Annotated in this window: 10 protein-coding genes; 6 read left to right on the top strand and 4 right to left on the bottom strand. The window is 71.2% G+C overall.

All coding sequences use genetic code 11. The features are described from left to right. Positions 1-62 precede the first annotated feature (62 nt). On the bottom strand, positions 63-698 hold the full coding sequence (locus ACWD10_RS16360; RefSeq protein ID WP_451091325.1) for a hypothetical protein: 636 nt from the start codon (positions 696-698) through the stop codon (positions 63-65). Between the two features lie 246 nt (positions 699-944). On the opposite strand from ACWD10_RS16360, the gene ACWD10_RS16355 reads away from it, so the two are divergent. The 6 genes from ACWD10_RS16355 to ACWD10_RS16330 all read left to right on the top strand — a co-directional run bounded on the left by ACWD10_RS16355 (position 945) and on the right by ACWD10_RS16330 (position 9,771). After that, on the top strand, positions 945-1,961 hold the full coding sequence (locus ACWD10_RS16355) for a LysR family transcriptional regulator (RefSeq protein ID WP_451091323.1): 1,017 nt from the start codon (positions 945-947) through the stop codon (positions 1,959-1,961). Positions 1,962-2,185: 224 nt separating this feature from the next. Further along, positions 2,186-2,629, top strand: a complete 444-nt coding sequence (locus ACWD10_RS16350; protein WP_451091321.1) for a hypothetical protein — start codon at positions 2,186-2,188, stop codon at positions 2,627-2,629. 592 nt (positions 2,630-3,221) lie between these two features. After that, positions 3,222-3,443: a type A2 lantipeptide gene (locus ACWD10_RS16345; RefSeq protein WP_451091319.1), complete on the top strand. Its 222-nt coding sequence runs from the start codon at positions 3,222-3,224 to the stop codon at positions 3,441-3,443. A 154-nt stretch (positions 3,444-3,597) separates the two neighbouring features. Continuing rightward, a complete protein-coding gene (locus ACWD10_RS16340; protein ID WP_451091317.1) occupies positions 3,598-4,404 on the top strand; it encodes an HlyD family efflux transporter periplasmic adaptor subunit in 807 nt (268 codons plus the stop codon). A 56-nt stretch (positions 4,405-4,460) separates the two neighbouring features. Beyond that, positions 4,461-6,704: an NHLP family bacteriocin export ABC transporter peptidase/permease/ATPase subunit gene (locus ACWD10_RS16335; RefSeq protein WP_451091426.1), complete on the top strand. Its 2,244-nt coding sequence runs from the start codon at positions 4,461-4,463 to the stop codon at positions 6,702-6,704. Position 6,705: 1 nt separating this feature from the next. Then, entirely contained in the window at positions 6,706-9,771 is a 3,066-nt protein-coding gene (locus ACWD10_RS16330) for an NHLP bacteriocin export ABC transporter permease/ATPase subunit (RefSeq protein WP_451091315.1), read from the top strand. 64 nt (positions 9,772-9,835) lie between these two features. On the opposite strand, the gene pulA is transcribed toward ACWD10_RS16330, so the two are convergent. From pulA to ACWD10_RS16315, 3 genes are all read right to left on the bottom strand, one after another. After that, positions 9,836-12,604 (bottom strand): pullulanase-type alpha-1,6-glucosidase, encoded by a 2,769-nt coding sequence (pulA, locus tag ACWD10_RS16325; RefSeq protein ID WP_451091313.1) that lies wholly within the window; start codon positions 12,602-12,604, stop codon positions 9,836-9,838. Between the two features lie 201 nt (positions 12,605-12,805). Further along, positions 12,806-13,852, bottom strand: coding sequence for a LacI family DNA-binding transcriptional regulator (locus tag ACWD10_RS16320; RefSeq protein WP_451091311.1), 1,047 nt, complete (start codon positions 13,850-13,852; stop codon positions 12,806-12,808). After that, the gene (locus tag ACWD10_RS16315) at positions 13,852-15,522 is read right to left on the bottom strand and encodes a glycoside hydrolase family 13 protein (RefSeq protein ID WP_451091309.1); all 1,671 of its coding nucleotides are present in this window, start codon (positions 15,520-15,522) and stop codon (positions 13,852-13,854) included. The genes ACWD10_RS16320 and ACWD10_RS16315 overlap by 1 nt, the downstream gene beginning before the upstream one ends. Between the last annotated feature and the right edge of the window lie 35 nt (positions 15,523-15,557).

The raw sequence follows: 15,557 nt of genomic DNA, 5'->3' as shown, positions 1-15,557 counted from the left end.
CAGGGCCGGTGCCCAACCCCCGGGGGCACCGACCCTGTCGTACGCGGCTGTTGTGCCGAGCTTCACCTGCCCATCGGCATCGGCGGCATCTGCTGCTGCATGGGCTGCTGCGCGGGTGCCTTACGTTCACGCGCGTACCGGTTGATCGGCGGCAGCCAGCACAGGACGATCACCACGAGCGCGGTGAGCAGCGAGACCAGGCTGAGCAGCACCACCGAGTCGGGCTCGTAGTCGCCCATGATCAGGATGTGCGGGAACAGGCTGAGCACCGTGCATATCGTGACGAGCACCCGGGCCCACACGGCCGCGGCGGCGCGGGCGCAGAGCGCGAACACCAGCAGGACGACCGCCATGAACACGGCGATCCAGGCGCGGGCTGCGAGTGACCCCGCCCGTTCGCTGACGAGTTCGTCCCAGATGGGACCGGAGAGGTCCTTGATGTCCGCGGCGGTGGTGCCGGACGGCAGGCCCACCACGTCCGGGTTCTCGTCGATGACATCCCGGATGTTGTCGTCGGCGAGTTCCTTGCCCCCGGCGAGGACGATGACCGCGCCGATGACGGCGCTCAGCGCGGACACGAGCGAAACGACCAAGAAGGCGACGAGGGTTCCCGGCCGCTTGGCGGTGGGGGGCGCCGGCACCGCTGCGTGTTGCCCGCCGGGGTGTGCGGGTGCGGGGCCGGCCTGGTAGTGGCTCACGAGCGTAACTCTCCTCGCAGAGATGGGTAGTTGATCAGGATTGCCTCGACGATTCCACGGGTACCGGGAACGCATCCAGCATTTTCCGGAAGAAATCCCCAGATAATTTGGGCTGTCCGCGCGACCAGTTTCCGCTCCGGGGCGACCCGTTTCTGCCCTGCTTTCCTCCGGGCAGATCTGCTGTGGTTATGCTGCGAGGCCGTAAATCGCATAGCACCGCAAGGATTTGAGAGCGAGTCGGCGCGCATGGCCTTAACCGATCCGCAGCAGTACCCCGCGGAACTCCTCGACACCACGATGGATCAGCTGCGCACCCTGCTCGCGGTGTACGAGACCGGAACCGCGCTCTCCGCCGCCCGTCTGCTCGGACGGGAACAGTCCAGCGTGCAGAAGCAGTTGGACACCCTGAACCGCACCTATGGGGCACTGTGCGGGGAGGCCCTGGTGATCAAGCGGGGCCGCGGTAAGGACGTCCTGTTCACGGCGACCGGCGAGGCGCTCGCCGGGCTCGCCCGCGCCACGCTCGACCAGTGGAACGACGGCCTCCACGACGCCCGGAGACGCCTGGGCCGCACCCTGTCGGTCGGCTCCACGCGCTACACGCTGGGCTTTCTGCTCGACGCGGTGGAGCGCGTGAGCGAGCAGTACGAGCGCCGCGGGGTCGATCTGAAGGTGACGCATGTGCGCACCGGGGACCTGTTCACGAAGCTGCGGTCCAAGGAGCTCGACCTGGTCTGCGGCAGTGTCGTGGTCACCGAGGGCGCCGAGGCCGAGCTCGATCCGTACGAGATCCTCGAGTGGCGCCGCAGCGGGCTCTCGCTGCTCACCAATCTGCCGCCGGACCGGCTGCCCGGCCCCGAGGTCGGCGCCGCCGGGCTGTCGAAGCTGCCGCTCGTGGTCTCCGCGGGCGGCCTCATCGGGCGCTTTCTGACCTCGTGGTACGGCGCGGACTACCGCAAGGAGCTGACCGTGGCCGCCGAGATCGAGGCGGCGCACTACGGCTTCGAGCTGCTCCGCTCCCGGGTGCTCAGCGGCGCGATGCTGGTCACGCGGGGCATCGCCGAGGCCGCCGAGGGCGGCAAGCTGCCGGAGGCGGCGGGGCTGCGGCGGGTGGACGTCGTGGGGGACATCGGGCCGAGGACCGAGGTTCTGGTGGGGGTGTTCACGCGGCGCGGGGACCGGGAGTCCTGCGAGCCGGGCCATCCGCTGAATCTGCTCTGGGAGGCCCTGTCGAAGGAGAGCGAACGGTGGTGGCTCCGTTAGGGAGCCGCCTCCTGCCCCGGAACCCTCGCCTCCTTCTCCCCCGGAACCCTCGCCTCCTTTTCTTCCGTGGTCCGTGGTCTTCTTCCGTGGTCCGTGGTCCAGACATCTGGAGAATTCCGCCCGGCCCTGAATTGGGCGCGGGCCACATGGGGCGTGGACCGCGTCCATTTCGGGCGAATACCCCGGGAGTTCACGGTCGTACGCAATTCGCGCACCGTAATTCCGTGCGCCTCTCGGGCGGCCGCGGGGCTCACCCGTACGGCCCCGGCCGGTGGTGCGCGCCCGTGGCCGGTGATGGCCTGGCCTTCCAGACCGCGCACCAGCTCCGGGAGGCAGCGATGTCCGAGGCCGGCGAGCCCGTCACGGAGACCTTCGCCTTCGCTTGTGGAGACTGTGGAGAGACCTGGGAGCGGACCTACGCACTGGTGCTCTCCACCGACCCCGACGGCCTCAACACCCAGGAGTACGTCGACGAGGACGGCAACGCCGTCCGGTCCCCGCTGGCCGCGGCGGTCTGCCCCGCGTGCGGCGGCCGCCGCGTGTACCCGCTCACGGCGGGCCTCGTCGAGCGGGCCAGCGGCGCCGAGCACCCGCCGCCTCCGGAGCACCACCACCATCTGCGGCTGCCCCACATTCACCACGGGGAGCGGGACACCGACACGGAGTGACGCCTCCTGGCCCCTCCAGGACGCTCCCGATCCCCTCCGGGACGCTCCTGATCCCCTCCAGGACTCACAGCCCCCTCCGGGCAACCGAATTCCCTCGAGGAACCTCTTCCCCTCCGGACAACCGACTCCCCGTCAAGAACCCACGTCACTTTGCGGAATCCGGGCCTCCTGCAAAAAACCTGCACACCGATTGCGCAGCGCCGTCACGCATCACACGGCACGCCGCCTGGCCCGGGCCCGTCCGTGATGAAATCCGCACCCTTTGGGGGCGTAGTTTCCGCTTTTCCCCCGGGGCGGCCGCGCCGGGTCGCAGCCTCCATGCGGCACCGCCGAAGAAGATCTTGTGAAGGTGCTGCACCGATACGTGAACAGTCCTGCGCCTAAGGGTGGTTCGGCGGTCACAGAAGGACCGGAGTGGTCACCCGCCGATTGGATGTGCGAGGCCGCGACGTGCTTTGATCCTGCAACCGCGGGGCTTCGGAAGGGGCGATCTCCAGGGTCACCTCCTCGAGGCGTCCCCCTCACGGGCCTGCCTGTGAGCAGCCTCTACGGACCCCGCTGTTGTGGAAATACCGATGAGAAGGGCACCTTCATGAACCCCCAGATCGAGACCGCTGAGATCGCCGACGCCGACCTCGACAACGTCGCGGGTGGCCTGGTGGGCCAGGTCCTCGGCAACGTGACCTCCACCGTTGACCAGGTCGCCCCGGTCACCCCGGTCGTCGCCGGCGTGCAGGGCACGGTCCAGAACGTGACCGGCGTGAACACCGCCGCCGCCACCGGCCTGGCCGCCAACCTCACCGCCGGTCTCTGAGTCGCAACTCGCTGAGCAACACCGAGGAGCACTCTCAGAGGCGTTCGACGCGCTGAGACTCATACCGGCTCATTGAGCCGATATGAGCCCCTAGCCCCGGAACCAGTGGTTCCGGGGCTTGTGGGGTGCCCTGGCCTAGGTAGAGGAAAAGTACGTGCAGTTCCGCCAACAGGCCCTGTCCAAGCTGCAGTCGCCGGAGGAACTCGACCTGCCGGTGCGCTACGCACGCCCGCAGGGCCTGCTCGTCCTGGCCGTCACCCTGGTGGTGATGGCCGCCGCCGCGATCTGGGCCGTGACCGGCTCGGTGTCGTCGACGGTGCGCACCGCGGGGGTGCTCACGCACGCGCAGGGCAGTTATGTCGTCCAGACCCCCGTCACGGGCCAGGTCACCGACGTGCTCGCCGAGGAAGGTGCCCACCTCGACGCGGGCGCGTCGCTGCTCAAGGTCCGTACGGAGCAGGGTGACCGGGCCGTGCGCGCGCTGACGGCCGGTCGTCTCACCACCCTGGTCGCCACCGTCGGCGCCGTCGTCAAGACGGGCGCCGACGTGGCGGTGGTGGAACGCACCCGCACGCCCGACGACCCACTGCGCGCGGTGCTCTACGTACCGGCCGACACCGCCGCCACGGTGCCGGCCGGTGCGCGGGTGGACGTCACCGTCCAGTCCGTGCCCACCCAGGAGTACGGCACACTGCGGGGCCGCGTACAGGCGGTGGGCCGCACCGCCGAGACCCGGCGGCAGCTGACCGCGTTCCTCGGGGACGCCGAGCTGGCCCGGCAGTTCACCGCCGACGGCCCGGCCGTGGGAATCCTGGTCAAGCTTGAGAAGTCCTCGCGGACGAAGTCCGGCTACCGCTGGTCGACGCCGGACGGTCCGCCGTACGCGCTGGACTCGATGACCCCCACCGCCGCCGCGATCCACCTCGCCGAGCAGCGCCCGATCGATTGGCTGCTTCCGTGACCGTGCCCCAGGAACCGGCCGCACCGAGCCCCACGAGCACCCCACCCCAGCCGCAGTTGGCCTCCCGCGGCGGGCGCCGCCGCGCGCCCGCCCCGAGTGGTGGCCGACGGCGCGCTGGGCCGCCCCGGCGCGCCCCGCGCGGCAAGCGGGTCAAGACGGTCCGCACCCCCACCGTGCTCCAGATGGAGGCCGTGGAGTGCGGCGCCGCCGCGCTCGCGATGGTCCTCGCCCACCACGGCAAACACGTCCCACTGGAGGAGCTGCGGATCGCCTGCGGCGTCTCCCGTGACGGCTCGCGGGCCAGCAACGTCCTGAAGGCGGCGCGGAGTTACGGCCTCACCGCCAAGGGCATGCAGATGGAGCCGGGCGCGCTCGCCGAGGTGCAGGGGCCCGCCATCCTGTTCTGGGAGTTCAACCACTACGTCGTGTACGACGGGATGGGGCGCCGCTTCGGCCGCCGCGGCGTGCACATCAACGACCCGGACAAGGGTCGCCGGTTCGTGCCCATGGAGGACTTCGACACCAGCTTCACGGGCGTCGTCCTGGTCCTCGAGCCCGGCGACGGGTTCCGGCCCGGCGGGCGCAAGCCCAGCGTGCTCGGGGCGATGCCCGCGCGCCTGCGCGGCACCACCGGGACGATGCTGGCCGCCCTGGTCGCCAGCCTCCTTCTGGTCGCGGTCGGGGCCGCGGTACCGGCCCTCAGCCGGACGTATATCGACATGTTCCTGATCGGGCAGCAGACCTCGCTGCTCGGCGCGCTCTTCATGTCGATGGCCGCGATGGTGGCTCTGACGGCCGCGCTGACCTGGCTGCAACAGTCCAATCTGCTGCGCGGCCGGATCATCTCCTCGACCCTGTCCAGCGCCCGCTTCCTCGGCCATCTGCTGCGCCTGCCGGTGACGTTCTTCGCCCAGCGCAGCCCGGCCGACCTGGTGCAGCGCCTCCAGTCCAACGACCAGGTCGCCGAGACCCTGGCGCGCGATCTGACGGCGGCGGGCGTCGACGGCATCGTGGTGCTCCTCTACGCCGCCCTGCTCTGGACGTACGACCCCCAGCTCACCGTCGTCGGCGTGGGCATCGCGCTGCTCAACGTGGTGGCGATGCGGATCGTGATCCGGCTGCGCGCGACCCGTACGCAGAAGCTGCGGGCCGACAGTGCCCGGCTCACCAACACCGCTTACACCGGGCTCCAGTTGATCGAGTCCATGAAGGCCACCGGCGGCGAGAACGGCTACTTCCGGCGCTGGGCCGGGCAGCACGCCACCACCCTGGAGGAGCAGCAGCGGCTGGGGGTGCCCAGTGCGTGGCTCGGTATGGTCGCGCCCACGCTCGCCACCCTCAACTCCGCCCTGATCCTGTGGATCGGCGGCCTTCGCGCCGTGGACGGGCAGCTGTCGGTGGGTCTCCTCGTCGCCTTCCAGGCCCTGGTGACCCGGTTCACCGCGCCGATCACCCGCCTCAACGGTGTCGCCGGGCGGGTGCAGGACTTCGCGGCCGATGTGGCCCGTCTGAAGGACGTGGAGGCCTTTCCCGTCGACTCGCTCTACTCCCGGCCGGAACCGGCCGCGAGTACCCGCAGGCTCAAGGGCCATGTGTCCCTCGAAGAGATCACGTTCGGGTACAGCCCTCTGGACAAGCCGCTGCTCACCGGGTTCTCGCTCGCCGTCGGGCCCGGGCAGCAGGTGGCGCTCGTCGGGGGCTCGGGCAGCGGCAAGTCCACGGTGTCGCGGCTGATTTCGGGGCTCTACAGCCCGTGGGAAGGCGTCATACGCATCGACGGGCAGCGGCTCGAGGACATTCCGCGGGGCGCGCTCACGGCCTCGGTGTCCTTCGTCGACCAGGACGTGTTCCTCTTCGAGGGGACCGTGCGCGACAACGTCGCCCTATGGGACCCCTCCATCCCCGACGAAGCGGTGGTGGCCGCACTGCGCGACGCCGCCCTCTACGAAGTAGTGTCCCGACGGCCCGGCGGCATCCACGCGCGCGTGGAGCAGGACGGCCGGAACTTCTCCGGCGGGCAACGGCAGCGTCTGGAGATCGCCCGCGCGCTGGTGCGCGACCCGAGCATTCTGGTCCTGGACGAGGTGACCAGCGCCCTGGACGCGGAGACCGAGCTGGTCATCATCGACAATCTGCGGCGCCGCGGCTGCGCCTGCGTGGTGATCGCGCACCGGCTCTCCACGGTCCGCGACAGCGACGAGATCGTGGTCCTGGACCACGGCACGGTCGTCGAGCGCGGCCGCCACGAGCAACTGCTCGCCGCCGGGGGCGCGTACGCCGAGCTGGTCAGGGAGCGGTGACATGACGTTTCCACAGCAGTACGGCAGCGGGGGCGGGTCCGGGTACGACACGGGGGCGACCCCGGCGTACGACACCGGGACGAACCCCACCGTGTACGACACCGGGGCCACCCCGACCGCGTACGACACCGGCGCGAACCCCACCGTGTACGGGGCCGGGGCGACGGGGAACGGAGCGCCCGGGCCCGGGTTCGTCGGGCACCCCGCCTCCGAAGGGGACGCCGTCATCGGTGCGTTCGGCGCGCTCGGTACGGCCGTCGACTGTGCCGGTCTGCGCAGCCTGCCGCTCGAGGGGCCGCAGGTCCTGTGGCTGGTCGTGGCCGGGGCGCTCGACCTGTTCGCGGTGGACGCCGCGCAGGCCGGGCACTGGCACTTCCTCGGCCGTCTGGAGCCCGGCACGCTGCTGCTCGGCCCGGTCGAGGGCACCCGGCACACCCTGGTCGGCCGCCCGCTTCAGGGCTGCGCGCTGCGCCGGATCGAGCTGCGGGAGCTTCAGCGCCCGGTCGTGTACGACGCGTGGGGCAACCCGGTGGCCGATCCGGCCTCGTACGGCTACGAGAGCCAGTACGACACCCAGGACTCGGCGCTCAGCCTCCTGGAGCACGCCTTCTCGCGCGGTATCGGGCGCAGCCAACGGGTGCTCTTCGAGGCGCCGTTGGACGGCCGGGCCGCCGGGGCGATGCTCGACACCGGCGCGGGCGACGAGGATCTGCTGTGGCTGCCGGTGGCGCCGGGCAGTGTGCAGTACGGGGCGGCGTTCAGCGCGGACGCGGCGCACGACCTGCTCGTCGACGGCGAGCTGTGGCAGCGGATGGTCAACCAGCAGTACCGGCTGCTCGCCGCCCTCGACCGCTGGATCGAGCTGCTCGAACGCGCCCACGAGGACCGTACGGCGGCCGGTATCCGGGCCGGAGAGGCGGTCCGTGAGCAGGCCGACCGGACCTTGGTCGGCTCCATCGGCAAGTACAAGAAGGGCAGTTCGGGCGCGGGCGAGGACCGGGACGCGCGGGGCGCGGACGCGACGTACGCCGCCTGCCGCCTGGTCGCCCAGGCGTCCGGGATCACGCTGTCGCGCCCGCCGGAGGGCCCGGAGGCCGGGGGGCGGCTCGACCCCGTGGAACAGGTCGCGGTGGCCGCGCGGATCCGGTGCCGCCCGGTGCGGCTCACCGGCCGCTGGTGGCGCGAGAACACCGGCCCCCTGGTGGGGCACCGGGTCACGGGCACGCCGGTGGCGCTGCTGTGGCGGCGCGGCGGCTACGAGGCGGTGCATCCGGCGACCGGTCGGCGCACCCGGATCGGCGCCGACAACGCGGAGGAGTTCGAGCCGCGGGGCGTGATGTTCTACCGGCCGCTGCCGGACCGGCCGATGACGCCGCTGCGCCTGATGGCGTTCAGTCTCCGCGGCACCCGTGGCGATCTGCGCAACCTGCTGCTCGCCGGGCTTGTGACGGTGGCGTTCGGCGCCTTGGTGCCGGTCGCGACGGGCACGGTGCTCGGCGAGTACGTACCGCAGGCCGAGACGGACCGTATCGTGCAGGTCGCGGTCGCGCTGATCGCCACGAGCGTCGTCACGGCGGCGTTCCTGCTGATGCAGAACCTGACGGTCCTCCGTATGGAGGGCCGGATCGAGTCGACGCTCCAACCGGCCGTATGGGACCGGTTGTTGCGCCTGCCGACCCGGTTCTTCGCGTCCCGCTCCACAGGAGAACTGGCGAGCGCCGCGATGGGCATCAGCGCGATCCGGCGCGTCCTGTCGGGCGTCGGACCGGTCGCTCTACAGTCCTGCACGATCGGCGCGATGAACATCGTGCTTCTTCTTCTGTACAGCGTGCCGCTGGCGCTCACCGCGCTCGGCATGCTCACGGTGATCGCGGGCGTGTTCCTGGGCCTCGGCCTGTGGGGCATGCGCTGGCAGCGCAAGCTGGTGAAGCTGCACAACAAGCTGAACAACCAGGCGTTCCAGACCCTGCGCGGCCTGCCCAAGCTGCGCGTCGCAGGTGCGGAGAGCTTCGCGTACGCGGCGTGGGCGGGGGAGTTCGCGCGCAGCCGCGAGATGCAGCAGCGCGCGGGCCGTATCCAGAACCTGACCACGGTCCTCAACGCGATCTATCTGCCCCTTGCCTCCCTCATCATGTTCATGCTGCTCGCGGGTCCGGCCCGGGGCAGCATGTCGGCCGGGGAGTTCCTCACCTTCAACACGGCCGTGACGATGCTGCTCACCTCGATCACGCAGCTCACGGGTGCGCTGCTCTCGGCGGCCGAGGTGCTTCCCATGTTCGAGCAGCTGAAGCCGGTGCTCGACGAGGCCCCGGAGGTGCAGGTCGCGAGCACCCCGCCCGGGGAGCTGACCGGCGCGATCGAGGCCCGGTCGGTGTCGTTCCGCTACTCCGACGACGGTCCGCTCGTCCTCGACGAGGTGTCCCTGTCGATCAACCCGGGCGAGTTCGTGGCGGTTGTCGGGGCGAGCGGCTGCGGCAAGTCGACGCTGCTTCGCCTGCTCATCGGCTTCGACGAACCGACCTCGGGCAGTGTCCTGTACGACGGCCAGGACCTCACGGCCCTCGACCAGACGGCGGTGCGGCGGCAGTGCGGTGTGGTGCTGCAGAACGCGCAGCCACTGACCGGTTCGATCCTGGACTGCATCAGCGGCACCGAGACGTTCACGCAGGAAGAGGCGATGGCGGCGGCCGAGATGGCGGGCCTCGCGGAGGACATCAAGCGCATGCCGATGGGCCTGCACACGATGATCTCCGGGGGCGGGGCGATCTCGGGCGGGCAGCGGCAGCGGCTGATGATCGCGGCGGCGCTGATCCGACGGCCGAAGCTGCTCTTCTTCGACGAGGCGACGAGCGCGCTCGACAATGAGGCGCAGCGGACGGTGATGGACAGCACGCGTGCCCTGAACGCGACGCGGATCGTGATCGCACACCGGTTGTCGACGGTGATGGACGCGGATCGGGTCCTTGTGATGTCGGAGGGGCGGGTTGTTGAGGAGGGTGCCCCGGCTACCCTCCTCGCCAACCCCAGGGGGCACCTGACGGAGCTGGTACGGCGGCAGTTGGCCTAGGCGAGTTCTTTTCTCCCCTACCCCGCCCCTTCCCGAAACTGGGGGCTCCGCCCCCGAAGCGCCGTCAGCCACGCGGCGTTAGCCGCATGTCAGGCACAGCCGGGAAGGGGTGGGGCTGGGGAGCAAAAACCGCGACCGACCGGGCCGGGACCGAGAAGGTGCCCGAACTTGCCTCGTACGACGACGTCTTGACCACCTCGTCCGCGCCGCCCGCCTGCACCGGATGCAATCCGTACCCCGTGCCCGCCACCGCGTCCACCCGCTGCTTCTGCCGCTCCGGCGTCGCGTTGAAGACGACCACCAGGTCGCCCAGGCGCATCGTGATGACGCCGGGGGTCTCCCCCGCCGTGCCGGACAGCGGGAAGGACAGGGTCGACTGCACCTCCCCCGCCGTCGCCAGGGAGAAGGCCGGTTCGGTCGAGCGGATCTTCAGGAGGTCGCGGTAGGCCGCCGAGGTGCCCTGGATGTCCGCACAGTCCGGGGTCAGCGCCGCCGAGGCCGCCAACAGGGGCTTGGCGTAGGGCCACTTGTCCTTGTTGTCGGCGGCCGGAGGAAGCCCGCGTCCGAAGCCGTTGCCCTTGCCCATGCCCTCGGCTTCTCCGGCCCGGCAGTTCCACTGGATCGCGTTGAACCAGTCGCCGCTGTCGTACGAGTTCCGGTCCAGGGACTTGGAGCGCAGCAGGTCCGTACCCGCCTGGGACAGGGCCGGGCCCTGGGAGAGCGCCGCCGTGGCCATGGCGAGGACCTGCATGCGGGAGCGGTCGGACGCCGACGTGTCGGGCGGGAGCTTGAAGGCGAGGGCGTCGAAGAGGGTCTCGTTGTCGTGCGCGTCGGCGTAGTTGAGCGCGTCGCCGGGCGCGGCCGCGTAGCCCGCCGGGGCGCCGTTGTAGTCGACCTCGGAGCCCTTGACCGTACGACCGTCGCTGGCCCGGAAGCGGTAGTCGGCGAGGCTGCCGGACAGGCCGACCTTGATGAGGTCCTGGTAGTGAAGGAGGCGGGCCTTCTGCTCGGCCGGAGTGCCGTTCGCGGGCGAGGAGTTGGGGTCCGTGTACAGGCCGCTGGCGAAGCCCTGCACGCCCGGGTCCTCGTCGAACGGCCCGCCGCCGCGTACCGCGTCCCGCGCCCGGTCGGAGAACGTGGCGATCCCGGTGCCCGCCATGTTGCGCTGGGTGGCCTGCTCGAAGCGGGCGTCGTTCGCGACCTCGCCGAAGTTCCAGCCCTCTCCGTAGAGCAGGATCTTCTTGCCGTCGACGCCGTCCTTCTCCAGAGTCAGAGCGTCCAAGGCTTTCCGTACCGCCAGGATGTTGGCCTTGGGGTGGTGGCCCATCAGGTCGAAGCGGAAGCCGTCGACCTTGTACTGCTTCGCCCAGGTCACGACGGAGTCGACGACGAGCTTGCCCATCATGGCGTTCTCGGGCGCGGTGTTGGCGCAGCAGGTGGAGGTCGCGACCGAGCCGTCCGGCTCGAGGCGCTGGTAGTAGCCGGGCACGATCTTGTCGAGGACCGACTTGTCGGCCTGCCCGGACGCCACGGTGTGGTTGTAGACGACGTCCATGACGGTCCGCAGCCCGGCCCGGTTCAGGCCCTGCACCATCTGCCGGAACTCGACCGTGCGTCGGGTGCCGTCGGGGTCGCTGGCGTAGGAGCCCTCGGGCACGGTGTAGTGCAGCGGGTCGTAGCCCCAGTTGTAGGCGTCCTGCGCGGCGGTCTTCGCCACGCACTTCTGCTGTTCGTCGGAGTCGGGCGCGTACGCCGTCAAGTCACACTCCGGGGTGGCCTGTTCGCCCTTGCGCTCGGGGACGGTCCCGAGGTCGAAGGCCGGAAGCAGATGGACGTACGACGTCCCGGCCTCGGCCAGGCGGCGCAGGTGCCGCATGCCGTCGGAGCCGGTGTCGGTGAAGGCCAGGTACTGCCCCGGGTGCGCGGAGGTGGGGTCCTCGACGGAGAAGTCCCGGATGTGGAGTTCCTGGATCTGCGCGTCCCGTGCGGGCACGGCGGGCGGCTTGCGCAGCGCCGACCAGCCGTCGGGGGCGAGCGCCGGGTCGGACAGGTCGACGAGGAGGCTGCGCTCGGAGTCGGTGGTCAGGGCCGTGGAATACGGGTCGGTGACCGTGTTCGTGACCACCTTCCCGGCCTCTCCCGGCTCCCCCGCGCCGGGCGAGAAGACCTTCACCACATAGCGGTACGGCTTTCCGGTCCAGCTCTTCGGACCCGCGACCGTCCACACGCCGGACGCGTCCGAGCGCCGCATCGGCACGGTGTGCCCGTCGATCTCCAGGGCGACGTGCTGCGCGGTGGGCGCCCACAGCGCAAGCGACGGACGGCCGTTGTGAAACGTGGGACCGAGCCGCGCCCGGGTCGCCGCCGGGGCGTACAGATCGTCGAGCACGCCCTGGATCTGCACCCCCGTCGCGGCACGCGGCGCCCCGTCCTGATCGTCGGCGACGGCGACGGCGACGAGCTGTCCGGTGAGCGCGGTACGTATCCGATCACGGTCACGGGGGTCGACGCGGAAGGCGGCATACGACTTCAGGTGCGGGAACTTCGCCCGCTGCGCGTCGGTGAGACCACCCTCGACCGGTGTCAGCCGGATCCGCCCGTCGTCCGTACGGAGGTGGAAGCGGTCCTGGGGGTTGGTGTCGAGGTCCCAGGCGACCGTGGTGCGGTCGATCCACTGGGCCCGGGACTTACTCAGGTCGACCTGTTCGGCGGCGGCCGAGGCGGCCCCGACGGCCACCGAGGGCTCGGCGACGGCCAGCACGGCCGGTGGCGCGGTGGCGGCGAGCAGGGCGAGGGCGACGGTCAGGGCGGTACGGCGGCGGGTGCCGGTCACAGCGAGTCCCTTCGGTTGGCGACGATGGGAGTGGCCGCCCGGCGAGGCGGGGTGGCGTTGGTGCCGGGCGGCCGGTCTGGGGTGATTCAGCCCGTCCGGCGTTTGAGGACGAGCGCGTTCAGCGCGAAAAAGGGGGTCTGGGGGCGAAGCCCCCAGTTACGGGAAGGGGCGGGATAGGGGAGAAAACCCACCGCACACGCCCTAAGCCCGCACCTGAGCCGTCGACCCCCGAACAACGAGCTCCGGCTGGAACACGAACTCCGTACGCTGCACAGGGCTCCCAGCGATTTCCTCCAGCAGCGCGCCCACCGCAGCCGTCGCCATCGCGTGCACGGGCTGACGGACCGTGGTGAGCGGCGGATCTGTAAAGGCAATCAACGGCGAGTCATCGAACCCGACCACCGACACATCACCAGGCACCCGCAGCCCCCGCTCACGAGCCGCGCGCACCGCGCCGAGCGCCATCATGTCGCTGGCGCACACGATCGCCGTACAGCCGAGGTCGATGAGCCGCCCGGCCGCCGCATGCCCGCCCTCGACGGAGAACAGCGTGCGCGTGATGAACGTCTGCGCCTCCTCACGCGTGCGGCCGAGCCGGTCGTGCAGGGCGGCCGTGAACCCGTCGGCCTTGCGGCGCGAGGGCACGTAGCGGGTCTGCCCGATGGCCAGACCGATCCGTTCGTGGCCGAGGTCGGTGAGGTGGCGTACGGCGATGCGGGCGGCGGCCCGGTCGTCGGAGGAGACGAAGGGGCCGGGCAGCTGTTCGTTGTAGCCGTTGATGAGGACGAACGGGGTGCCGCGGGCGGCGAGTTCGCGGTAGCGGGCAGGGTCGGCGGTGGTGTCGGCGTGCAGCCCGGAGACGAAGACGATGCCCTGGACCCGGCGCTCCTCCAGCTGCTCGACCAGCTCGTCCTCGGTGGCGCCGCCGGGCACCTGGGCGCAGAGCATCGGGGTGTAGCCGTGCACGGTGAGTGCCTGCTCGATGACCTGCGCGAACGCGGGAAAGATCGGGTTGCTGAGCTCCGGCACGACCAGGCCGACGAGGCCCGCGCTGCGCCGCTTGAGGCGCTTGGGCCGCTCGTGGCCGAGCACGTCCAAGGCGGCGAGCACCTTCTGCCGGGTGGCGGCGGCGACGCCCGCGCGGCTGTTGAGGACGCGGCTGGCGGTGGCCTCGCTGACCCCGGCCTGCGCGGCGATGTCGGCGAGCCGCGGGGCGCCGCGCTCGGCGTCCCGCGGCTCGAGCACCATCACACCGCCCACCAGACGGTGCTGTCGGCCGGCAGCTCGGCCCGCCCGCCCTCGATCGTGACTTCGGCGTCGGCACGGCTGGCGAGCAGCACGCGGCCCGGTGCCGCCACGGTCACGGGGGCGCCGGTGGTGTTGGCCGTGCAGACGAACCCCTCGCGGCGGAAGGCGAGGACGCCTTCGGGGGCGTCGTCCAGCCAGTCCAGCGGGTCGTTGGTGTTGCCCGCGCCGAGCCCGGGCTGTGCCCGGCGGATCGCGAGCGCGCTGCGGTACAGCTCCAGGGTGGAGCCGGGGTCGCCGGTCTGTGCGGCGACGCTCAGCTCGCCCCAGTGGTCGGGCTGCGGCAGCCAACTGCCGCCGCTTCCGAAGCCGTACGACGGTCCGTCGGTGGTCCACGGGATCGGCACCCGGCAGCCATCGCGGAAGCCATCCTGGCCGGCGGCCCGGTGGAACGAGGGGTCCTGGCGTACGTCGTCGGGCAGGTCGGTGACGTCGGGCAGGCCCAGCTCCTCGCCCTGGTAGAGGTAGGCCGAGCCGGGCAGGGCCAGCATGAGCAGGGTGGCGGCGCGGGCGCGGCGCAGACCGAGGGCGCGGTCGCCGGGGGTGCGCAGCTGGGTGCCGAGGCCCGGCGGGTTGGCGAAGCGGGTGGTGTGCCGGGTGACGTCGTGGTTGGAGAGCACCCAGGTGGCGGGGGCGCCGACGGGCCGCATCGCGGCGAGCGAGCCGTCGATCACCTCGCGGAGCTCGGCCGCGTCCCAATGGGTGCCCAGGTACTGGAAGTTGAACGCCTGGTGCATCTCGTCGGGGCGTACGTAGCGTGCGGTGCGCTCCACGCTGGGCGCCCACGCCTCGGCGACGAGAATCCGGTCACCCGCGTACTCCGCGAGGACCTGCCGCCAGCTGCGGTAGACCTCGTGCACGCCGTCCTGGTCGAAGAACGGCATGGCGTCGTTGCCGAGCAGCTTGAGCTGGTCGCGGTGGCCGATGTCGGGCAGGCCCTCGGCCTTGATGAGCCCGTGGGCGACGTCGACGCGGAAGCCGTCCACGCCCATGTCGAGCCAGAACCGCAGGATGGAGCGGAACTCGTCGCGTACGGCGGGGTGTTCCCAGTTGAAGTCGGGCTGCTCGGGCGCGAACAGGTGCAGGTACCAGTCGCCGTCGGCGGTACGGGTCCAGGCGGGGCCGCCGAAGATGGACTCCCAGTCGTTGGGCGGGAGTTCGCCGTGGGCGCCCTTGCCGGGCCGGAAGTGGTAGCGGTCCCGCAGCGGCGATCCCGGGCCCTCGGCGAGGGCGCGGCGGAACCAGTCGTGCTGGTCGGAGGAATGGTTCGGGACGAGGTCGACGATGATCCGCAGGCCCAGGTCGTGGGCCTCACGGATCACGGCATCGGCGTCGAGCAGGGTGCCGAACATCGGGTCGACGGCCCGGTAGTCGGCGACGTCGTAACCCCCGTCGGCCTGCGGCGAGGCGTAGAACGGGCTGAGCCAGACGGCGTCCACGCCGAGGTCGCGCAGATACGGCAGGCGGCTGCGGATGCCCTCCAGGTCGCCGGTGCCGTCACCGTTGCCGTCGGCGAAGCTGCGCGGATACACCTGGTAGATCACCGCGTCCCGCCACCAGTCCGTGCGGGTGCCGGTGGTGGGGGCCGCGGGGGCGGCGAGATGCTGGGTCATGTCTTCCTTGATAGGTCCGGGAGGCGGGGTGTGGC

This window comes from Streptomyces sp. NPDC002851 (assembly GCF_053591935.1).
The sequence above is the reverse complement of the archived record's forward strand: the minus strand, read 5'-3'. Positions and strand labels throughout refer to the sequence as shown.

Excerpts from the sequence above, each read along its gene's own strand:
- ACWD10_RS16355 (WP_451091323.1), top strand. The coding sequence starts at position 945 with ATGGCCTTAACCGATCCGCAGCAGTACCCCGCGGAACTCCTCGACACC.
- ACWD10_RS16345 (WP_451091319.1), top strand. The coding sequence starts at position 3,222 with ATGAACCCCCAGATCGAGACCGCTGAGATCGCCGACGCCGACCTCGAC.
- ACWD10_RS16330 (WP_451091315.1), top strand. The coding sequence starts at position 6,706 with ATGACGTTTCCACAGCAGTACGGCAGCGGGGGCGGGTCCGGGTACGAC.
- ACWD10_RS16320 (WP_451091311.1), bottom strand. The coding sequence starts at position 13,852 with ATGGTGCTCGAGCCGCGGGACGCCGAGCGCGGCGCCCCGCGGCTCGCC.
- ACWD10_RS16315 (WP_451091309.1), bottom strand. The coding sequence starts at position 15,522 with ATGACCCAGCATCTCGCCGCCCCCGCGGCCCCCACCACCGGCACCCGC.